The 19,585-nt window shown below is 72.8% G+C and carries 20 protein-coding genes; 11 read left to right on the top strand and 9 right to left on the bottom strand.

The window, feature by feature from the left end; translation table 11 throughout:
* Positions 1 to 80: 80 nt before the first annotated feature.
* Positions 81 to 1,046, bottom strand: a complete 966-nt coding sequence (locus ABZU43_RS06325; protein ID WP_355005486.1) for a LysR family transcriptional regulator — start codon at positions 1,044 to 1,046, stop codon at positions 81 to 83.
* Positions 1,047 to 1,098: 52 nt separating this feature from the next.
* Here ABZU43_RS06325 and ABZU43_RS06320 point away from each other — a divergent pair, with 52 nt between their 5' ends.
* Together ABZU43_RS06320 and ABZU43_RS06315 are read left to right on the top strand one after the other, a co-directional pair.
* Entirely contained in the window at positions 1,099 to 2,010 is a 912-nt protein-coding gene (locus ABZU43_RS06320) for a serine hydrolase (protein WP_355005485.1), read from the top strand.
* A 154-nt stretch (positions 2,011 to 2,164) separates the two neighbouring features.
* Positions 2,165 to 3,145 (top strand): MBL fold metallo-hydrolase, encoded by a 981-nt coding sequence (locus ABZU43_RS06315; RefSeq protein WP_355005484.1) that lies wholly within the window; start codon positions 2,165 to 2,167, stop codon positions 3,143 to 3,145.
* A 41-nt stretch (positions 3,146 to 3,186) separates the two neighbouring features.
* Here ABZU43_RS06315 and ABZU43_RS06310 read toward each other — a convergent pair whose 3' ends face one another.
* The 3 genes from ABZU43_RS06310 to ABZU43_RS06300 are packed head-to-tail and all read right to left on the bottom strand — an operon-like array spanning position 3,187 to position 5,577.
* Entirely contained in the window at positions 3,187 to 3,726 is a 540-nt protein-coding gene (locus ABZU43_RS06310; protein ID WP_355005483.1) for a DUF1697 domain-containing protein, read from the bottom strand.
* A gap of 28 nt (positions 3,727 to 3,754) precedes the next feature.
* Positions 3,755 to 4,423: a response regulator transcription factor gene (locus ABZU43_RS06305; protein WP_355005482.1), complete on the bottom strand. Its 669-nt coding sequence runs from the start codon at positions 4,421 to 4,423 to the stop codon at positions 3,755 to 3,757.
* Positions 4,420 to 5,577, bottom strand: coding sequence for a sensor histidine kinase (locus ABZU43_RS06300; RefSeq protein ID WP_355005481.1), 1,158 nt, complete (start codon positions 5,575 to 5,577; stop codon positions 4,420 to 4,422). The genes ABZU43_RS06305 and ABZU43_RS06300 overlap by 4 nt, the downstream gene beginning before the upstream one ends.
* Before the next feature lie 169 nt (positions 5,578 to 5,746).
* On the opposite strand from ABZU43_RS06300, the gene ABZU43_RS06295 reads away from it, so the two are divergent.
* From ABZU43_RS06295 to ABZU43_RS06285, 3 genes are read left to right on the top strand one after another with little or no spacing between them, the layout of a single operon-like run.
* Complete coding sequence (locus ABZU43_RS06295) at positions 5,747 to 6,496, top strand: ABC transporter ATP-binding protein (RefSeq protein ID WP_355005480.1); 750 nt, start codon at positions 5,747 to 5,749, stop codon at positions 6,494 to 6,496.
* Complete coding sequence (locus ABZU43_RS06290) at positions 6,490 to 8,919, top strand: ABC transporter permease (RefSeq protein ID WP_355005479.1); 2,430 nt, start codon at positions 6,490 to 6,492, stop codon at positions 8,917 to 8,919. The genes ABZU43_RS06295 and ABZU43_RS06290 overlap by 7 nt, the downstream gene beginning before the upstream one ends.
* A 42-nt stretch (positions 8,920 to 8,961) precedes the next feature.
* On the top strand, positions 8,962 to 9,996 hold the full coding sequence (locus tag ABZU43_RS06285; protein ID WP_355005478.1) for a hypothetical protein: 1,035 nt from the start codon (positions 8,962 to 8,964) through the stop codon (positions 9,994 to 9,996).
* Between the two features lies 1 nt (position 9,997).
* Here the strand turns inward: ABZU43_RS06285 and ABZU43_RS06280 are convergent, their stop codons facing one another.
* Genes ABZU43_RS06280 through ABZU43_RS06265 form a run of 4 tightly spaced genes read right to left on the bottom strand, consistent with a single transcriptional unit; the run spans position 9,998 to position 13,036 of the window.
* Positions 9,998 to 10,561, bottom strand: a complete 564-nt coding sequence (locus ABZU43_RS06280; RefSeq protein WP_355005477.1) for a heme-binding protein — start codon at positions 10,559 to 10,561, stop codon at positions 9,998 to 10,000.
* Between the two features lie 32 nt (positions 10,562 to 10,593).
* On the bottom strand, positions 10,594 to 11,343 hold the full coding sequence (locus ABZU43_RS06275) for a hypothetical protein (protein WP_355005476.1): 750 nt from the start codon (positions 11,341 to 11,343) through the stop codon (positions 10,594 to 10,596).
* 2 nt (positions 11,344 to 11,345) lie between these two features.
* The gene (locus ABZU43_RS06270; protein ID WP_355005475.1) at positions 11,346 to 12,143 is read right to left on the bottom strand and encodes an ABC transporter permease; all 798 of its coding nucleotides are present in this window, start codon (positions 12,141 to 12,143) and stop codon (positions 11,346 to 11,348) included.
* Positions 12,140 to 13,036 (bottom strand): ATP-binding cassette domain-containing protein, encoded by an 897-nt coding sequence (locus tag ABZU43_RS06265; protein ID WP_355005474.1) that lies wholly within the window; start codon positions 13,034 to 13,036, stop codon positions 12,140 to 12,142. The genes ABZU43_RS06270 and ABZU43_RS06265 overlap by 4 nt, the downstream gene beginning before the upstream one ends.
* 132 nt (positions 13,037 to 13,168) lie before the next feature.
* Between ABZU43_RS06265 and ABZU43_RS06260 the strand changes: the two genes are divergently transcribed.
* The 4 genes from ABZU43_RS06260 (at position 13,169) to ABZU43_RS06245 (ending at position 17,179) form a co-directional block, all read left to right on the top strand.
* Positions 13,169 to 14,422, top strand: a complete 1,254-nt coding sequence (locus tag ABZU43_RS06260; protein WP_355005473.1) for a histidine kinase — start codon at positions 13,169 to 13,171, stop codon at positions 14,420 to 14,422.
* A complete protein-coding gene (locus ABZU43_RS06255; RefSeq protein ID WP_355005673.1) occupies positions 14,401 to 15,159 on the top strand; it encodes a response regulator transcription factor in 759 nt (252 codons plus the stop codon). The genes ABZU43_RS06260 and ABZU43_RS06255 overlap by 22 nt, the downstream gene beginning before the upstream one ends.
* 219 nt (positions 15,160 to 15,378) lie before the next feature.
* Complete coding sequence (locus ABZU43_RS06250; RefSeq protein WP_355005472.1) at positions 15,379 to 16,680, top strand: DUF234 domain-containing protein; 1,302 nt, start codon at positions 15,379 to 15,381, stop codon at positions 16,678 to 16,680.
* 145 nt (positions 16,681 to 16,825) lie between these two features.
* A complete protein-coding gene (locus ABZU43_RS06245) occupies positions 16,826 to 17,179 on the top strand; it encodes a hypothetical protein (protein WP_355005471.1) in 354 nt (117 codons plus the stop codon).
* 104 nt (positions 17,180 to 17,283) lie between these two features.
* Here ABZU43_RS06245 and ABZU43_RS06240 read toward each other — a convergent pair whose 3' ends face one another.
* Positions 17,284 to 18,063, bottom strand: coding sequence for a D-Ala-D-Ala carboxypeptidase family metallohydrolase (locus ABZU43_RS06240; protein ID WP_355005470.1), 780 nt, complete (start codon positions 18,061 to 18,063; stop codon positions 17,284 to 17,286).
* A gap of 304 nt (positions 18,064 to 18,367) precedes the next feature.
* Here ABZU43_RS06240 and ABZU43_RS06235 point away from each other — a divergent pair, with 304 nt between their 5' ends.
* The gene (locus ABZU43_RS06235) at positions 18,368 to 19,006 is read left to right on the top strand and encodes a hypothetical protein (RefSeq protein ID WP_355005469.1); all 639 of its coding nucleotides are present in this window, start codon (positions 18,368 to 18,370) and stop codon (positions 19,004 to 19,006) included.
* A gap of 42 nt (positions 19,007 to 19,048) precedes the next feature.
* Positions 19,049 to 19,513 carry a PPOX class F420-dependent oxidoreductase gene (locus tag ABZU43_RS06230; RefSeq protein ID WP_355005468.1) on the top strand — a complete coding sequence of 155 codons (465 nt, stop codon included), beginning with the start codon at positions 19,049 to 19,051 and terminating at the stop codon, positions 19,511 to 19,513.
* Positions 19,514 to 19,585 lie beyond the last annotated feature (72 nt).

The following is a 19,585-nucleotide window of genomic DNA, read 5'->3' as shown; positions in this document are numbered from 1 at the left end:
TTCGTTACCTGTCATCCATACCCGGGCGGGCGGACGATCCACCGCCCAACCGGAGGTGACGAACGCAACGGCGGACCGGTTCACCCGGTCGTGTCGAACAGCACCGGCCACGGCCGTGCCGCCGGCACCGACGTCACGGGCGGCGCGGGCACTGTGGGCTCGGCGTCGGCCAGCACCTCCGCGGCGAGTTGGCCGAACATCGCCGCCGCCGGGTGCGCCGACCGGTCCGGCCAGGCCGCCGAGGTGCGCCTGGCCAGCGGCGCGTCGGCGATCGGCCGCCAGGCCATCCGGGGTTCCCGGCGGGCCACAGCCGCCGGTTCCACTGCCACCCCGCCGCCGGCCAGCACCAGCCCGCAGAGGAACTCCGGGTTGCGGGCCGGGCGCACCCGGTCCGGGCGCCAACCGTGCTGCCGGCACACCGCCAGCAGGTGGTCGTGCCAGCCGGGGGCGGTGGCGCGGGGAGCAGCCACCAGATCAAGACCGGCCAGCGACGCGAGCGTCACCTCGCGGCCACGGGCCAGCGGCGAGGTGCGCGGCAGCAGCACCCCCAGGGGTACGTCGACAGGGGCGCCGAAGCGCAGCCCGTCCGCCGCCACCGGGTGGTGTACGAGCCCCACGTCCAGGGTCCGCTCGGTGAGCATCCGCACCTGCTCGGCGGTGGTCAGCTCGTGCAGCTCCACGTCCAGGCCGGGCGCCCGGGTGGCGAGCCCGTCCAGCAGCGAGCGCAACGTCACGGCGGGCGTCTCCGGCGGCACCCCGGCCCGGAGTACGCCCAGCTCACCGGCGCGGATCTGCCCCATCAGGCTGCGAAGTCGACCCTCGCCGGCGAGCAGTTCCTCCGCCTCGCCGAGCAGCAGCTCACCGGCGGTGGTGAGGCGCACCTGGCGGCGGGACCTGTCGAACAGCTCGACTGTCAGCTCCCGTTCCAGCCGCTGGATCGACTGGCTCAGCGGCGGCTGGGCCATCCCGAGCTGTTCAGCGGCCCGGCCGAAGTGCAGTTCGTGTGCGACCACCACGAAGTGCCGCAAATGCCGGAGCAGATCCACGGCCGGGACCCTACGCCAGCGCTACCGGGTCGGCAGTGGTTACCGTGCTGGCGTGGACGTGGAGGAACGCATCGGGGCCATCTTCGCCGCCGTCGGGGTGACGGCCAGCCTGCACGTCGTGGACCTGGACGCCGTCGACCCGGATGCCGTCGAGGGCGGCGGGCTTCGGGAGGTCGGGGTGCGGGCCGACGAGCAGGTGGTGATCGCCTCGATCTTCAAGATCCTGCTGGTGCTCGAGTTCGCCCGGCAGGTCGAGGCCGGTCAGCTGGACCCGACCGAGCGGGTGCTGGTCACCGCCGCCGACCGGCTCGGTGGGTGGGGTCTGGCCGGCTGCGACGACGACGCCGAGGTGTCGCTGCGCGACCTCGCGTACTTCGCCATGTCGGTCACCGACAACACGGCCGCCGACCTGCTGCTACGCCGGGTCGGCCCGGACCTGCTGCCGATGCTCGCCGTCGAGCTGGGGCTGACCCGTACCCGGGTCCTCGGTGGCCCTCGGGAACTGGTCGAGATGATGCTCGCCGACGTGGGCGCCCGGACCGAGGCGGAGTTCGCCCGGATCTTCCCCACGCTGTCGGCGGACCGGGTGCGGGCGATGCGGGTCTTCGACCCCGCGCACACCACGTCAAGCACCGCCCGGGAGATCACCCGGCTGCTCACGCTGATCTGGCGGGACGAGGCCGGGCCGGCGGCGGCCTGCGCGATGGTCCGGACCTGGATGGCCCGGCAGATCTTCTGGACCCGGCTGGCCGCCGGTTTCCCGCCCGGCGTCCGGGTCTCCGGGAAGACCGGCACCCTGCCCGGGTTCCACCTGGAGGCCGGGGTCGCCGAATACCCCGACGGCGGCCGGTACGCCATCGCCGTCTTCGCCCGCGCCGAACAGTTGACCCCGCGCCGCATCGACGTGGACCTGGCGATGGGGGAGGCCGCCCGCACTGCCGTGGAGGCGCTGCGCGGCGACTGATTTCGCGACCCACCGAGCGCCGCCGTACCCCTGCTGAGCAGCACCGATATCTGTCGGCGTATCGAAGCCGACGGCCCTTGATCTTGGACCGCGGCCCGGTGCCGCTGATTGGCTCGTGGTCGACACATCACCCGAGCACGGGGAGTACATCCGCATGCCCAGTCTCGACCGCCGACGCTTCCTGCGCGACGCCGCCGCCACCACCGCCCTGGTCTCCGCCGGTGGCCTCGCCGCCGGCGTCGCCACCCCGGCCCAGGCCGCGCCCTCGACCGCCGCAGCCCCCGGGCCGACCGCTCGCCGCAAGGGCGCCGTCAGCTTCCGCTGGTGGGGTACTGCCGGCTGGCGCGTCGACATCGGCGACCGCACCGTTCTCGTCGACCCGTTCCTCAGCCGGATCGACACCGGGCTGTTCACCGGGGCGTTCAAGACCGACACCAAGTTGACGGTGCGCACCGACGTGATCGACCCACGGGTCGACCGGGCCACGACGGTGCTCGTCACGCACACCCACTGGGACCACTTCATGGACGTGCCGTACATCGCCAAGCGCACCGGGGCGCGGGTGTTCGGCACGCTGACCGCGTACCACCTGGGGTTGGCCTACGACGTGCCGTCGACGCAGCTCAGCGCCGTGAAGGGTGGGGAGGTGCTGGACTTCGGCGACCACAGCGTCGAGGTGGTCGGCTCGCTGCACAGCCGCAACCCGTCGTACTCGGTGGCCTTTCCCGGGGTGCGGGTGAGCCCGCCGCCGCAGCCGGCCACCATCGCCGACCTGCCGGAGGGCGACACGCTGGGCTACCTGCTGCGGGTCGACAACGGACCGTCGGTCTACTTCACCGGGGCCAGTGACGTCGCCGAGCGGAACCTCACCGGCCTCGCGCCAGACGTGGCGATGGTGGCCATGCAGAACGCCACCACCACCGGCGACTACCTGCCCCGGCTGCTGGCCGGCCTCGACTACCCGAAGGTCGTGGTGCCGGTGCACTACGACAACTTCGAGACGGCGTTGCAGAACCCGCCGCCGGTCGCCCCGACCGACCGGACCCGGCTGAACGAGATGATCGCGGCGGTGCGCCGGATCTCGCCGCGCAGCCGGGTGCTGGTGCCCGAGTACGAGACCGCGTACCACTTCTGAGCAGCGTCGGTGGGGGTCGCCGAGCCGCGACCCCCACCCGGTCAGGAGGCGGCCATCTCCGCCAGGGCCCGCACCGACTTCCAGTTGCGGGAGGTGGACACCACGCCGAGCTTCTTCTCCAGGTACGCGTTCGTGAACTTCGACCGCCCGTAACCGCCGTCGACGTAGTGCAGGAACACCTCACGGCCGGTCACAGTGAACGACACGTTCTCGCCACCAGGCACGGCCAGGGCATCCGCTGTGGACTTCTCCGGTGCGGTGGCGAGGAAGGCCACCAGCAGCCGCGTCGGGTCGTCCTCCCGGTCGGCGTACGGGTTGCCGCCGGCGATCGCCGCCAACTCCCGGGCGCTGCGTACCAGCACCGGCACCGTCAACGCCAGCTCGTCTGTCAGCGCCCGCGCGATGCCGGCGGCCAGCTTCTCCGCGTCGCGCACCGAGCTGCCGAAGACCACGTTGCCGCTCTGCAGGTACGTCTGGGCGTCCTCGTGCCCGAGATCGGTGACGATCCGGCGCAGGTCGGCCATCGCCAGCCGGGTGCTGCCGACGTTCACCCCACGCAGCAGTGCGACATAGCGGGTCATGGCTCCTCCTCGGGTGCGGACGACCGGCTCAGCGTAGGCCGCCCGGCCCCACCAGGCCCGTCTCGTACGCGACGATGACCAGTTGCGCCCTGTCGCGTACCGCCAGTTTGGTCAGCAGTCGCCCGACGTGCGTCTTGACGGTGGCCTGGCTGAGGTTGAGGTGCACGGCCAACTCCGCGTTGGACAGGCCCCGGGCGATCAGCGCGAGGACCTCCCGTTCCCGATCGGTCACCCCGTCGAGCTGGCGGGGCAGCGGCCGGGTCGGCTCCGGCTGCCGGGCGAACTCGTCGATCAGCCGGCGGGTCACCGTCGGCGCGAGCAGCCCCTCCCCGGCGGCGACCACCCGGATCCCGGTCAGCAGGTCCGCCGGTGGGGTGTCCTTGAGCAGGAACCCGCTGGCCCCGGCGCGCAGCGCCCCGTAGACGTACTCGTCGAGGTCGAACGTGGTCAGAATGATGACGCGGGTGTCGGCCGTCGCCGGGTCGGCGCAGATCCGCCGGGTCGCCTCGATCCCGTCCATCTCCGGCATCCGGACGTCCATCAGCACCACATCCGGCCGGTGCTGCCCGGTCAACGCGACAGCTTCCACGCCGGTGCCCGCCTCACCGACAGTGGTGCAGTCCGGGCTGAGATCGACCAGCAACCGGAAACTGCCGCGCAGCAACGCCTGGTCGTCGACGATCAGCACGCGGATCACGCGGCCACCCGGTAGGGGAGGCTGGCCGTCACCGCGAAGCCACCGTCGGGGCGGGGCCCGGCGCGGAACTCCCCGCCGTGCAACGCCACCCGTTCCCGCATGCCGATCAACCCGTGCCCCTCCCCGCCGAGCAGGACCGGCCGCTGGCCGTCGTCGGTCACCTCCACCCGCACCTCGTCGGGCAGGACGGTCACCGTGGCCCGGCAGGAGGCCGGCGCCGCGTGCTTCACCACGTTCGTCACCGCCTCCTGCACGATCCGGTACACAGCGAGGCCCACCGACTCCGGCACCGCGCCCGCCGGCTCGTCCCGCCGCACGTCGAGCTGCACGTCGACCCCGCCGATCGCCGCCTGCCGGGCGAGGAGGGGCAACTCGTCCAGCCCTGGCGTCGGCGCGTACGGGCTGTCCTCGCGCAGCACGCCGAGCACCCGACGTACGTCGGTCAGCGCGGTGCGGCCGGTCTCCTCGATGACCCGGAGCGCGGCACCCGCCTCACGGGGGTCGGCCTCGGCGACGTGGTTGGCGACGGCCGCCTTGACCACTATGAGGCTGAGCGTGTGCGCGACCACGTCGTGCAGCTCACGCGCCACCCGCAACCGCTCCTCGGTGGCGGCCTGACGAACCAGCTGGTCACTCTGCCGGGTGGCGAGGGCTCGTCGCTCCCGGATCTGCCAACCGATCACCCAGGCCGGCGCGACCATGACGGCGGCGTAGGCGACAGCGCCGGTCCGCGACCAGAGGTCACCCGCGGTCAGCACCAGGCCGACGCTCACCAGCGCCAGGCAACCGGCGGCGCAGAGCAGCGACCGGCGGGTGGGCGTCGCCACGGCCACCGTGTAGAAGGACAGTCCGATGGCGAGCGCCGGCGCGGCGGCGGCGAAGTTGGGGATCACCCCGGTGATCAGAGTGACGGTGGCGACGAAGCTGATCACGACGGCCACCGCCATCGGCCACCGTCGCCGGACGGCCAACGGCAGCCCGAGGGCCATCCCGACCAGCACCGACACCCAGAGCGGCTCGCGCACGCCACCGTGCAGCGGCGACTCCAGCGCGGCGTACGGGCAGAGCAACCCACCGACGGCAACCGCCAGCAGGGCGTCCACCGTGTACAGGTCCACCGGCCGCATCCGTCGGGTCAACAGGAGAGCAGTCACCCGTCGAACGGTAACGATCGGCTGGACTGACCGCGTCCGCCCGTGGGCCGTCATCCCCGAGGACGACGTGCCGGTGCTGCCGGGCCTGCGACTCCACCCGGGGGAGGGCCGGGAAGTGCCCGCTCCGGCACGACGCGCCGTACCCCCCGCGTTCGGGACCGTAACGGTCATGACCACAGACACGGTGACAGTCACGGGGCTGCGAGCGGTGTACGGCACCGGAACCCGGCGGGTGACGGCGCTCGACGGCGTGACCACGCGCTTCGCGAGCGGCACGTTCACGGCGGTGATGGGGCCCTCCGGCTCGGGAAAGTCGACACTGCTGCACTGCGCGGCGGGGCTGGACCGCCCGACCGAGGGAACCGTCACGATCGACGGCACCCGCCTCGACGACCTCAGTGAGGACGCGCTGACCCGGCTGCGGCGCGACCGGGTCGGCTTCGTCTTCCAGGCGTTCAACCTGGTGTCCACGCTGACCGCCGCGCAGAACGTCGAGTTGCCGTCGCGCCTGGCCCGTCGCCGTCCGCCGGCCGGGGACGTGGCCGCAGCCCTCGACGCCGTCGGTCTCGCCGACCGGGCCGGGCACCGGCCGAGTGAGTTGTCCGGCGGGGAACAGCAGCGCGTCGCCGTGGCCCGAGCGTTGATCACCCGCCCGGCGGTGGTCTTCGCCGACGAGCCGACCGGGGCGTTGGACAGCGCGTCCTCCCGGCAGGTGCTCCGGCTGCTGCGGGCACTCGTCGACGACCACGGGCAGACCGTCGTGATGGTGACCCACGATCCCGCCGCCGCCGCGTACGCCGATCGGGTCCTTCTGCTGGCCGACGGCCGCGTCGTCGACGAGCTGACCGGCGGGATCACCGCCGCCGCCGTCGCCGCCCGGATCGCCCAGCGGGAAGCCGTCGCGGAGTCGTCGTGCTGAGCGTCCGGCGGTCGGCCAGCGCCTTCGTGGCGGTGGCCATCGGGGTCACGCTTGTCGCGGCGGCCACAGTGCTGCTCGCCTCCGGCCGCCCGCAGGTGCCGGACCGGCTGGCGCGGGCGGCGGTCGTGGTGCAGAGCCCCGAGGCGGGTGCGTCCGCTGACGAGTTCATGCCGACCCGGCCCTGGTCGGCCAGCGCGGTAGCGGAGTTGGTCGGCAGGCTGGCCGGTCTGCCGGACGTGGTGGCGGCGGTGCCGGACCGCACCTTCTACGCCCAGCCGCTCGTCGACGGCCGGCCTTCGGCCGCCGACACCCGGCGCGAGGACGCCTACCAGGGGCACGGCTGGTCCAGCGCCCAACTGGGTGGGCTGCGCCTCACGGCTGGCGAGCCACCCCGCCGGCCCGGCGAGGTGGTCGTCGACAGCGCGCTCGGACTGCGCGCCGGCGCACCGGTCACAGTGCTGACCGCGGCGGGCCCGGAGTCGTACACCGTCACCGGTCTGGTCGACGGACCCGGCGTCCACGTCGCGGACGGGGTCGCCGCCGCGCTCGCGCCCGGCGTGCGGGCCATCGGGCTGGTGCTCGCCCCGGACGCCCACCCCGAGCGGGTCGCCACGGCGGCTCGCGGAGTCGTCGGCGGCGACGGACTGGTGTTCACCGGTGCCGCCCGTGGTGCGCTGGAGCCGCGCGGCGACGCCCGTACCCGGTGGATCGGCATGCAGGTGCTCGCCGCCACGGCGGCCCTCGCCGGCTTCGTCACGGTGTTCGTGGTCGCCTCCACCTTCGCCTTCACCGTCGCGCAGCGCCGCCGTGAGCTGGGCCTGCTGCGCGCCGTCGGCGCCACCGGAGGCCAGGTCCGCCGGATGGTGTACGCCGAGGCGCTCGCCGTCGGCGTCTCGGCGGGGCTCGTCGGCCTGCTGGTGGGCGCGGCGCTCGCCCCGTTGCTGGGTGGGCTGCTGGTCGACGTCGGCTTCGAACCGTCGACCTTCCGGGTCCGCTACGAACTCTGGCCGATCGCGGTCTCGCTCGCGGCCGGGCCGGTGATCGCGGTGCTGGCCGTCTGGTCGGCGTCGCGCCGGGCGGCGCGGGTCCGCCCGTTGGAGGCGTTACGCGAGGCTGCTGTGGAACAGCGACCGGTAGGGCGGGTGCGCGCCGCCACCGGGGTGCTGCTCCTCGCGGCGGGGGCCGCGCTCAGCCTCGGTACGGCGACCGCCGACGAGGCTCAGGTGGGGGCGCAGTACGCGCTCTACGCGGTGATGGCGTTGGTGGCCGGCACCACGGTGCTCGCCCCGGTGGTGGTCGGGCCGCTGGTGCGCCTGCTGCGTTCTCCGGTGCGTCGGCCCGGTGGCGCGATCGGGATGCTGGTCCGGGGCGGGGCGTTGACCGCGACCCGGCGGACCGCCGCCATCGCCGCGCCGGTGCTGCTCACTGTCGCGTTCGCGCTGCTGGTCTCCGGGATGGTGCGCACCAGCACCGCCGCGTACGCCGCGGGTCGGGCGGACAACGTGAACGCCGGCTGGATCGTCGTGCCGGACCGCGCACCCGGCCTGTCCGACCGGGCCGTCGCCTCGACCGGTGGCACCGCGCTCCTGCCGACCACCGTCTACCGCACCGACCCCGGAACGTCGCCACCGGATCGGCCGATGACCGCGCTCGGCGTGGACCCGGAAGGCTTCGCCGCCGCGAACCGGGTGCTCACCGTCGTCGCCGGTTCGCTGAACGACCTGAGGGGCGACGACACGGTGGTGGTCACCGCCTCGGCGAACCGCCTGCCGTCGGAGCCGTACCCGGTGGTCTTCGCCGACGGGACGACGGTGTCGCTGCGCGTCGTCGCCGTGGTCGACGACACCTCGATCCCCGGCGACCTGCTGGTGCCCCGGGCCGTGGTGCGGGCGCACGACCCGTCGGCGCTGACGTCCACCGTGTACGTCCGGGACCGCATCGATCCACCGGTCGGCGCGCGGATCCTCGACGTGCCGGGCTGGGCGGCCGAGGCGGACGCCGCCGAGGACCGCCTCGTCTGGCTCTTCACACTGCTGCTGATCGGGGTGTCCGCCGGCTACGGGGCCGTCGCGGTGGCCAACACCCTCCTGCTGGCCGCCGCTGGCCGCGCTGCGGACCTGCGGCTGATCCGGATGGCCGGGGCGACCCGACGGCAGGTCATCTGGCTGGTCACGGCGGAATCCGCGCTGGTGGTTCTGATCGGCGCGCTGCTGGGTGGGGCTGTCGCGTTCGTCGGTCTGCTCAGCATCAGCGCCGGCCTCGCCGAGCAGGTCGGTGCCCCCGTCGACCTGGTGATGCCGTGGTCGGTGATCGCCGGGGTGGTGGGGCTGTGCCTGCTGCTCGCGGTGCTGTCCAGTGTGTTGCCGACGTGGCGGCTGCTGCGCCACCGTCCCGCCCGGTCACCGGTGGGCCTCGTCGGATGACAGCGCCCCCCGCGCGGACGATCGGCCAGCTACCGTCCATGGATGCGATCCGCGCGCCCGGTCGGGCTGCTCCTCTCCGCCGCCGCCGTCGCGCTCTGGGCGTACGGCATGACCACGTGGCAGCCGCTGACCGAGCCGCTCGGCCCGTGGTCGGAGCACCTGCCGGGCAACAACGCCTACTGGGCGCGCGATCTGCGCTTCATGGCGATCATGGCGGTGCCGCTCGGGTTGGTGCTGGCCGGGCGGGGGCAGATGCGGTGGAGCGGCCCGGCTGTGGTGCTGGGCGGCTGCTGGATCGCGGCCGACGTGGCTGTCGACCGGGCCGACCTGATCGGCGTCGACGCGACGGTGCGCCTCGCCGTCGCCGGCTACGCCGTGCTCGGCGTGGTCGCGGCGCTGCTGCTCTGGTGGGAGCGCGCCGTGCCGCCAATGGGGGAGCCCGATACGGAGTCGGCACGGGAGCGCGGCGCGACTCCGGCCACCGACCGGCGGGTGCTGACCGGTGCTGCCTGCGTGGCCGGGGTCCTGACGCTGGTGGCGGCCGGGATGGAGTCACCGACCGATCGGGAGCCGGAACTGCACCAGGGTGCGCTGGCCACGGCGGCGCTGCTGGTGGCCCTGGCCGTCGGTGCCGCGTTGGCGGCGGCGCCGGCGCGGACCCGGGTTCGCGCCGGGCTGGCGGCCGGCCTCACAGTGGTGGCCCTGCTCGGCGTCGGGTGGGTCCGTGCCACAGCGCCCGGCACACGCCTCCTGCCGGAGGCCGCTCTCGGGGCGGTGGTGCTCACCGGAGTCACACTCCTGGCCTGGGACTGGCCGGGCGGTCGGCCGATCTGGCGGCACCACGCCCTGGCCGCGCTCATCGCCCTCGTGGGTCCGGTGGTGTTCCTGGTGGCCACGGCCATCCCCATGGTGATCCTGATGCCGATCGGCGCGGCGTTCACCGCGCTGGCCGGCAACAGCCCGATCAACTCCGCCGACTCCGATCTACTGGTCTCCCTGGTCGGGCTGCTCGCCGGGTTGGGAATGGCAGTGCTGCTGGCGCGGCCGAGCGTCGAGGACCGTCGGCAGCTCCGCTAGCTCACTCGACGACCGGCAGCACCACCTCGTTGCGGCGCAGGAACCACGGCTTCCACGGCGGGTCGAAGCGCGCGTACCGGATGGCACCTGTCGGTTGCAGCCCGGCCGCGGTCACCGACCGGCCGAGCATCGTGGCCCGCTGGCTGAACGCCTGCTCCGTCCACCGCCCGGAGAACCGCATCGCCGCCGCCAGCCGCGCCGGAACCTCGCGGATCCGTACCCGGGCGTCCACCGGCTCGGGCAGGGTGGCGGCGGTGAAGCTGGCCGGCATGACGAACTGGATCAGGTACGCGCCCGGCCACTCACCCTCGATCTGCACGACCGGCACGGTCATGGCGATCTTCTCCGAGCCGCTGACCGCCGCGAGCGCTGGCGCGGCGGAGCCGATCGGGTGCCGGGCCCGATTGGCGCCACCGATGTACGCGGCCAGCGGCCGGAACGCCTCGATCGGCGCCCGGGTGAACGACGCCTGGATCTGCATCTCGGCCACCAGGTGGGCGGGGTACCGACGCAGCTCGAAACCGGGGTGTCGGGACACCACCCGGTACGGCTGCTGTTCGGTCATCGCGCGGCTCCCAGGGTCTGCTGGGACAGACGCTACCGCCCGTCCGGCTCCCGTTCGGCCGAAGTCGGCCGCTCCGGCCCGGGAGCGAGTGCCCTGGTGGTCAACCGCCAGTACTGCCGCTTGCCCTCGTCGCGCAGCACCACCCCGATCTGCCCCAGCTCGCGGCGCAACTCCCGGGTGTCGTCGCGGCGGTCCCGCTCGATCGCCCGATCCCGGGCCCGTAACAGCGCGTCCGCGCCGGCCGGCAACCCGGGCAGGTCCGGAACCCACAGCCGGTACGCCGACCGGTGCGGGTCGTCGTCCGCCCAGCCCCAGCCGTGCTCCCGGAACGCCGCCGCCAGTTGGGCCGCCGGCAGGTCCGTCGACTCCCGGACGAGTTCCGCGCCGTCGGCGTCCAGCAGCACCAGGTGCTTGTCGGCGAGGAAGACCACCCGGGTGTCGACCCGGGCGATGGTCCGGTTCTCATCCGAGCGGCGCAGCTGGACCTGCGCCCCGTCGACGGTGACGATCAACCGTTCGGCGGTGCCGATCCCGGCGATGACCAGGCCGGCCAGGACGCCCACCCCGATGGTGCCGGCGGTGGCCTGCGGCTCGGGCAGCCGGTCCAACCACTCGATCAGGTCGCTGAACGGCACCCAGGGCAGCCGGGCGAGCCAGCCCGTCGCCGCCGCGAGGAGCCATCCGGCGCCCGCGCCGAGAAGCGGAAAGCCACCCCACAGGACCGCCAGTTCCAGCGGGCCGCCGCTGACCACGGTGCGCGGACGGTAGCTGGCCATCTCCATGGTCAGGACACCTCGCGGCGTAGCGTCCGGAACAGGCCGGCGGCCAGCGGGAGCACCATCCAGACCAGCAGGGAGACCGCTATCCGCCCCCACTGCCCGCCGGTGACGGCGTCGCTGCTGAACAACGGTTCCATGGTCTTGCTGGTGTCCAGCCATTCGGACGGACCGCGCAGCGGTTTGACCATCTCGCCGAGCACCCCCCACAGGGTGGGCAGCAGGAGGTAGCCGACGATCGCCAGCGGCGGGTTGAGCAGCAGCAGACCGAAGGCGGCACCCATCAACACGCTGGTGACCTGGAGGATCCCCGCGTTGAGGACCAGCGACCAGTCGAACTGCCAGGTGCCCGCCCCGCCGGTGGCGGACGCCACCAGCGTGCCGACGGCGGCGACGACGAGACTGGCCAGCACCGAGACGAGCGCGGTCAGCGACACGGCGATCAGCTTCGCGGCGACCACCCGCTCCCGGCGAGGCACCAGGGCGTACGTGGTGAGGGCGGTGCGCTGCGACCACTCACTGGTGATCGACAGGATGCCCAGCACCGGCAGCAGCACCGACACTGGCAGCAGCGAGGGGACGAAGAAGTTGAGGAAGGTCTGGTCGGCGTCGTTGGCGTAGATCAGTTGCAGGGTGACGATCGCGGCGGTGACCAGTCCGATGGTGATCAGCAGCCAGCGGCCGGCCCGGGTGTCGACGAGCTTGCGCACCTCCACGGCGCTGAGACGGAGCAGCGACGGTCGGCGTACCGGAGAGTGGTGCCGGGGCGCGACGGCGCCGGCGGCGGGTGCGGTGGTGGTGGTCATCGAACGGCCTCCTTGGTCGATTCGCCGGCGGTCAGGGTGAGGAAGAGCTGTTCCAGGCCGCCGCCGCTGGCGGGTCGCAGCTCGGCCAGCGCGACGCCGGCATCGGCCGCCGCCTGGCCGACCGCCTCGGCGTCGGCCTGCACGAGCAGGCCCTCCGAGCTGTCGGCGGCGCTCAGGTTGGCCACCTCCAGCGCCCGACGCAGCGCCGCGTCGTCGCGGGCGCGAACCACAGTGCCGCCCCCGGCCAGCAGCTCGTTCTTGTCGCCCTGGGCCACGATCCGGCCGCCCCCGATCACCACCAGCCGGTCCGCGACCGCCTCCACCTCGCGCAGCAGGTGGGAGGAGAGCAGCACGGTGCCGCCCCGGTCGGCGAAGTCACGCAGCAGACCGCGCATCCAGAAGATCCCCTCCGGGTCCAGGCCGTTGGCCGGCTCGTCGAGGATCAACACCCGGGGATCGCCGAGCAGCGCGTGGGCCAGCCCGAGCCGTTGGCGCATGCCCAACGAGTACGCCCGTACCCGACGCTTCGCGGCCACCGCGTTCAACCCGACCAGGTCGAGCTTCGCGGCGACCTCGCGCCGGTCCAGACCCATCGTGTACGCGGACAGCGTCAACGCCTCGCGGCCGGTGCGCCCGGCGTGCTGGGCGGAGGCGTCCAGCAGGACCCCGACCTCCCGCCCCGGGTTGGGCAGTTCCCGGTACGGGTGCCCGGAGACGGTGGCGCGGCCGGCGGTCGGCATGGTCAGCCCACAGATCATGCGCATGGTGGTGGACTTGCCGGCGCCGTTGGGGCCGAGGAAGCCGGTGACGGTGCCCGGCTCGCACTGGAACGACACGTCGTCCACGGCCGGGTGTGGCCCGTACCGCTTGGTGAGGTTCTCCACGGTGATCATGCGGTTGAGCCTGCCCGCGCCGCCCGGCCATCCGCTGCGGCCACCGGTCGGTGCCGTCTCGACCTTGGTCGATCATCGGATCTCGACTTTGGTAGCTGGTCGTGTCGCCCGTCGGCTGCCTAGCATGGCGTCGTGACCAGCCTCGCCGTCCCCGAGCACCCCTGGCTGCTGCCAGGGGAGCTGGTGGTGCCCGCCGAGCGTGACCGGGCGCACCCGCGCCGCACCACGCGCGACTGGGTGGTGGACGGCCTCGCTTTCCTGGTCGGCCTGCTCTGGGTGCTGTTCGCCACCTTCGACGCCCTGTCGCCCAACCCGGAGGCGGCGATCGCGCTGCCACACGACTGGATGGTCGGCGTCGACGCGGTGCTCGGGCTGGTCTGCTGCGGGCTGCTCTGGGTGCGTCGGCGTTGGCCGCTCGGGCTGGCCGTGGCCACCCTGCCGCTGAACCTGTTCTCGATGGCCGCCGCCGTCCCGCTGTTGATCATCTACTTCACCGTGGTGGTGCATCGCCGGACCGCCGTCGCGGCCGCGGTCACCGGTGCCGGGCTCCTCACCAACCTGGTCTTCAGTTGGGCACGCCCGGACCCGAACTGGCCGTACTGGGGCACCGTGTCCTGGGGTGTGGTGATCACTCTCGCCGTGCTGGCCTGGGGGATGTTCGTCCGGGCCCGCCGGCAGTTGATCGTGTCGCTGCGCGAGCGGGCCGAGCGGGCAGAGGCGGAGCAGCAACTGCGGATCGCCCAGGCCCGCCACCTCGAACGCACCCGGATCGCCCGGGAGATGCACGACGTGCTGGCCCACCGGATCTCGCTGCTCAGCCTGCACGCGGGTGCGCTGGAGTTCCGTCCGGACGCACCGGCCGACGAGGTGGCCCGGGCCGCCGGGGTGATCCGGGGCAGCGCGCATGCCGCCCTCCAGGACCTGCGCGAGGTGATCGGGGTGCTGCGCGCCGAGGACGACGGTGCCGGCGACGCCCCCGAGCCGCCGCAGCCCACCCTCGCCGACCTGCCGGCGCTGATCGCCGAGTCACGGTCGGCCGGGGTGCGGGTGAATGTCAGCGACAGCGTCGCCAGCCCGGCGGAGGTGCCGGCGGCGCTGGGCCGGGCCGCGTACCGGATCGTGCAGGAGGGGCTGACCAACGCCCGCAAGCACGCTGCCGGCGCGGCCGTCACCGTCGATGTGGCCGGCGGGCCGGGCGCCGGACTGACAGTGGCGATCGGCAACCGGTGGCCGGTCGGCGTGCCGCCCGGCGGCACACTGCCAGGTGCCGGCACCGGCCTGGTCGGCATCAGTGAACGGGTCACCCTGGCCGGTGGGCGGCTCGCCTACGGTCGGGACGACAGCGGTGACTTCCGGCTGGCCGCCTGGCTGCCGTGGCCGGCGTGACCAGCGCCGCCGGACCGCCGGACGCGACCGGAGCGGCCGGGGCGGCCGGAGCGGCCGGAGCGGCTGCGCCGCCGGTGCGCGTGCTGATCGTGGACGACGACGCGTTGGTCCGGGCCGGGCTCTCCATGATCCTCGGCGGTCTGCCGGACCTGGCCGTGGTCGGCGAGGCGGCCGACGGTGGCGAGGTGCCGGCGGCCGTCGCCGCGTACGCCCCGGACGTGGTGCTGATGGACATCCGGATGCCGCGGGTCGACGGGCTGACCGCCACCGAGGCGCTGCGTGCCCAACCGCACCCGCCGGAGGTGCTGGTGCTGACCACCTTCGACGCCGACGAACAGGTGCTGCGGGCACTCCGCGCCGGGGCGGCCGGTTTCCTGCTCAAGGACACCCCGCCGGCGGAGATCGTGCGCGCCGTACGCCGGGTCGCGGCGGGCGAGGCGACGCTCTCGCCGACGGTGACCCGGACGTTGATCGCCCACGTGACCGCCGCCGCCCCCGGCCCGGTCGGCCCGGACCCGCGCCGGGAACGGGCGCTGCGGCTCCTCGCCGGGCTCAGCGAGCGGGAGCGGCAGGTGGCGGTCGCGCTCGGGCGGGGCCACACCAACGCGGAGATCGCGGGGGAGTTGTTCATGAGCGTGGCGACGGTGAAGGCCTACGTGTCCCGGCTGCTGACCCGGCTGGAGCTGAACAACCGGGTCCAGGTGGCCCTGCTCGTGCACGACGCCGGCCTCGTCTGACCAGCGGTTTCCCCAGGCCGGTTGGGCGGCACACCAACACGGATGAGGTTACACTCATTTTTGGTTGTTCCATTGTTGGTAGTGTCAGGAGTGATCGTGACCGGCTTTGTCGGACGGGACCATGAGCTCCACCTTCTGGGCGGCATGCTCTCTCGGGTGCAACGGGGTGGCCGTGCGGGGCGGCCTGGGCGAGCCCTTCTCATGCGAGGTCGCCGACGGGTGGGAAAGTCCCGACTGGTGGAGGAGTTCGTGGAGCGGGCCGGCGTGCCGCATCTCTTCTTCACCGCCTCCGCGCAGCCGACCGTCGCAGCCGAGCTCGCGCTCTTCGTCGAGGAGGCCGCTGCCTCGACCCTGCCCGGTGCGCAGATCCTTCGGGAGCAGCAACCACAGACCTGGGACGCCGCGCTGACGCTGCTCGCCGCCGCGCTGCCGTCCGACCGGCCGAGCGTCGTCGTCCTGGACGAGATGCCGTACCTCGTCGCGGGCGACCCGGGCTTCGAGGGAACGCTGCAGAAGATCTTCGATCGCGAGTTGTCCCGGCGGCCGGTCCTCCTGATCTGCGTCGGATCGGACCTGGCCATGATGGAAGCCCTCAACGACTACGGCCGGCCGTTCCACCAGCGAGCCACTGAGATGGTCATTCCGCCGCTGAGCCCCGCCGACGTCAGCGACATGCTCGGCCTGTCCGCCGCCGACGCGTTCGACGCCTACCTGGTTTCCGGCGGTCTGCCGCTGATCCTCGACGAGTGGCCGACTGGTGCGTCCGTCCACGACTACCTGACCGACGCGGTACGGGATCCGACCTCCGCCCTGCTGGTGAGCGGCGAGCGGGCACTGGCGGCGGAGTTCCCGCCGCAGTCCCAGGCGGGTCTGGTGCTGCGGGCCATCGGCTCCGGTGAGCGGACCTTCTCGCTGATCTCCCGCGCCGCAGGGGACCTTCCACAGGCGTCCCTCAACCGCGCCCTGCGCCTGCTGACCCAGAAGCGGGCCGTGGAGGTCGCGGTTCCGCTGTCGACCAGGCCGTCGCGGGAGACCCGGTACGCGGTGGCCGACCCCTACCTGCGCTTCTGGTTGTCGTTCCTGGGGCCGCACCTCTCCGAGATCGAGCGGGGGCGTGGCGACCTGACCCTGGACCGGATCGACCGGTCGTGGACGTCCTGGCGGGGGCGGGCCATCGAACCTGTCGTCCGGGAGGCGCTGCGCCGGCTGCCCGGTGACCATCTGCCGGCGCAGGCGGCGACGATCGGCGGCTACTGGACCCGGACCAACGACCCGGAGATCGACATAGTCGGCGCCGACCGGGCGCCCGTCGCTCAGCGGATCAGTTTCGTCGGATCGGTCAAGTGGCAGGAGAGCCGACCCTTTGACGCGCATGACCTGGGCCGGCTGCTCCTGCACCGGTCTCTGCTTCCCGGCGCCGACGAGTCGGTGCCGGTCGTCGCCGTGTCGCGCAGCGGCACCGCGGTGGACGGCATCCAGGTGCTGTCGGCGGAGGATCTGCTTACCGCGTACCGGAATTGAACTTTCGTCCGGTGTCCGCCGTACCCATGGCCGAGGATGTCGGTGCGGTAGGTCCGCCGTACCGCTGCCGAACTGCGGGAGGCCTGCCGTGCGAGTTGGTGAGCAGTCGACGGATCCCATCGATCAGGTACTGGGTGAGGTGCCAATGCCGGCACCACTGACACCGGAGGATGTCCGGCTCGCGGTCCGGGCGGTGGTCGTGCACACCGCCGAGGAGTGGCCCACCGGGCCGCTGTGCCGCAACGACGGCGCTTCCTACCCGTGCCGACTGCACCGCTGGGGGCGTCGGGTGTTGGAGACACACGGGCTCAACGAGCGGCAGATCGAAGCGTTGATCCGGCATGGCAATCCGTTCGTGCACGTGCCGTTTCCGTTCACGGCGACCGGGCCGTCGCGGCAACAGGCCGCGCGGGCCGTCCCCCAGGGGGTACGGCCCACCGCTACCGGCCGGCCGGTGACTCCCCCCGTCACCGCGCCGCGCTGGCCCCGGGCGAGCTGAGCGCGCTGTCCCCCTCCGCCCACACGACCCGGGGCGACACGACGTCGGCCCGGCGCGGAGATTCCCCCCTCCGCGTCGGACCGACGTCGCTCTGAGCGGTCGACTCAGTTGCCGACCCCGCAGTCCGGGGCGGACCAACTCGTCGTGTTCGAGCTGTCGTCGCTGTTGTTCTCCCGGCGCGAGTCGACGTGCACGTGGTCGTCGTGGTCGGGGTAGCCCGGCCCGTAGATCCCACTGAAGCCGTTGTTGCGGGCGCCGCGGGCGACCTGGCACAGCGAGGACGTCCGTGAGGTCACGTCGGCCGCGTTGCCGTACAGGTGTTGGCTGTCGGACGCGCCGCCGACCTGGTTGTTGCAGGCGCGACTGCGGTATCCGCTCGACACGTAGAGCGGCTTGTCGCCGAGGCTCTTACGCAGCGCCTCCAGCTTCCACATGGTGCGCAGCGCGTTCTGCTTGGTCTGGTTCGCCGCTAGCGGGCCGCCGCTGTAACCGCTCCCGCCGCACCCGTTGTCCAACTCGCCGTAGGTGAAGTGCGCGGGCGTGCAGTCGTTGTCCTGGAGTTGGTAGAGCTTGGCGAAGGTCTGTGGGCCGGCGACGCCGTCGGCGCGCAGCCCGTACGCCTGCTGGAACCGCTTGACCGCGGCGGCGGTCTTCGGCCCGTAGCGGCCGTCGTTCTCCACGATGTCCCGGTAGCCGGCCCACCCGGCGACCCGGATCTGCAACTGGCGGACGTCATCGCCGGACCGCCCCTGGCTCAGGGTGCGGTTCCAGGTGTAACAGCCGTCCGCGTGCGCCGCCGGTGCGGCGACCACCGTGGCGATTACGGCCCCTGGCAGTGCCAGGGCGAATGCGACGGCGACCCGCTTCAAGGTGTTTACGCGCACAGAAGTCCTCCCGATAGGAGAGCGAATGGGGTGGCTCCAGGACATCGACCGAGAAGTCCCGTGATTTCCACCCTCGCACTGATCAGTGCCGTTGGAGGTGGTTAACGAGAATCGTGCTCACAATCCGCTGCGGCTGGGTATTGGCTGGGAATTCGACTGATTTGCGAAACAGCCATCTCCCACCGATCACCCCTCCTACGGTCAAGCGCACCGAATGTCGCAATCTGCCACACGGAGGGTGATGTTCCCGGGGTGATCGCGGCCGGTAACGTCAGCTCCGGGCGGCGGACTGGCGGAGGTGCACGTGGCACGCGGTGGCGTCTTCTGTGTCGAGGGTCAGTGGCACCGTGACCTCAACGAGCGGGGCTCGGTGCTGCCCACGCTCGAGCTGCTGGAGCGGCTGGGCAAGATCCGGTTCATCCACAAGGACGCGGCCACCCGCGACGAGCTGTTCTACTTCCTGGACCGTTGGCTGCTCAAGCAGTACGCCGACCATCGGGTCGGCTTCTTCGCCATGCACGGCGAGCCGAGCCGGCTCTGCCTCACCGACTGGCAGTCGGTGGAGTTGAACGAGGTGGCCGAGCTGATGGCCGGCCGCGCGGAGGGGCGGCGACTCTATTTCGGCAGCTGCTCGGTGCTGCGCGCCTCGGACGCGGTGCTGCGCGAGTTCCTGGAGGTCACCGGAGCCGCTCTCATCTGCGGGTTCACCCGGGAAGTCGACTGGGTCGAATCGGCGGCCTTCGAAACCGTGCTCCTCGACGTGCTCGCCAACGGCCAGCGCCACAATGCCGCCGAGCTGCGGATGGGCTCCGCCCACTGGGCTCCGCTCGCGTCGTACCTCGGCTTTCGGGTGATCTACGCCAACGGTCGGGCCTGGCGTCCGTCCGGCCGTCTCCGGGTGCCCACCCAGGAGGCGCGCCGCGCCGCGGCCCGACCCCGCTGACCCGCCGCCGCCGCTGCGCCCGCACCCTGGTAGGAACGGGGGATGGCACGCAGCATCGCAAGGAACACCCGGGTCGACCGGGACGGCCTGCTCGAATTCCTCCGGCCGCGACACCGCGTCGTGCTGATGACCACCCGGGCGGACGGGCGACCGCAGTCCTCCCCGGTCTCCGCCGGGGTCGACGGGCAGGGGCGACTGGTCGTCTCCACCTACCCCGAGCGGGCCAAGGTGAGCAACCTCCGCCGCGACCCCCGGGTCTCGGCCTGCGTGCTCAGTGACGACTGGAACGGCCCCTGGGTGCAGATCGACGGCACCGCCGAGGTGCTCGACCTGCCCGAGGCGCTGGAGCCGCTCGTCGAGTACTTCCGCAGCATCTCCGGCGAGCACCCGGACTGGGACGACTACCGGGCGGCGATGGTGCGTCAGGGCAAGTCGCTGATCCGGATCACCATCGACGCCTGGGGCCCGATCGCCACCGGTGGCTTCCCGGCCCGTCTCGCCGACTGACCCCTCGTTCGGTGGATCCACACGCTGGTGCGCATCGACTACGGTGAACCAAGCAAGATCCACTGACCCGAA

It is taken from the genome of Micromonospora sp. NPDC005205, from assembly GCF_040608275.1.
Taxonomy (GTDB): Bacteria; Actinomycetota; Actinomycetes; order Mycobacteriales; family Micromonosporaceae; genus Micromonospora.
The sequence above is the reverse complement of the archived record's forward strand: the minus strand, read 5'-3'. Positions and strand labels throughout refer to the sequence as shown.

What these genes read in the sequence shown, in the direction of transcription:
- ABZU43_RS06315 (WP_355005484.1), top strand. Translation starts at nt 2,165, where the DNA reads ATGCCCAGTCTCGACCGCCGACGCTTCCTGCGCGACGCCGCCGCCACC.
- ABZU43_RS06310 (WP_355005483.1), bottom strand. Translation starts at nt 3,726, where the DNA reads ATGACCCGCTATGTCGCACTGCTGCGTGGGGTGAACGTCGGCAGCACC.
- ABZU43_RS06295 (WP_355005480.1), top strand. Translation starts at nt 5,747, where the DNA reads ATGACCACAGACACGGTGACAGTCACGGGGCTGCGAGCGGTGTACGGC.
- ABZU43_RS06285 (WP_355005478.1), top strand. Translation starts at nt 8,962, where the DNA reads ATGCGATCCGCGCGCCCGGTCGGGCTGCTCCTCTCCGCCGCCGCCGTC.
- ABZU43_RS06280 (WP_355005477.1), bottom strand. Translation starts at nt 10,561, where the DNA reads ATGACCGAACAGCAGCCGTACCGGGTGGTGTCCCGACACCCCGGTTTC.
- ABZU43_RS06275 (WP_355005476.1), bottom strand. Translation starts at nt 11,343, where the DNA reads ATGGAGATGGCCAGCTACCGTCCGCGCACCGTGGTCAGCGGCGGCCCG.
- ABZU43_RS06270 (WP_355005475.1), bottom strand. Translation starts at nt 12,143, where the DNA reads ATGACCACCACCACCGCACCCGCCGCCGGCGCCGTCGCGCCCCGGCAC.
- ABZU43_RS06265 (WP_355005474.1), bottom strand. Translation starts at nt 13,036, where the DNA reads ATGATCACCGTGGAGAACCTCACCAAGCGGTACGGGCCACACCCGGCC.
- ABZU43_RS06245 (WP_355005471.1), top strand. Translation starts at nt 16,826, where the DNA reads ATGCCGGCACCACTGACACCGGAGGATGTCCGGCTCGCGGTCCGGGCG.
- ABZU43_RS06230 (WP_355005468.1), top strand. Translation starts at nt 19,049, where the DNA reads ATGGCACGCAGCATCGCAAGGAACACCCGGGTCGACCGGGACGGCCTG.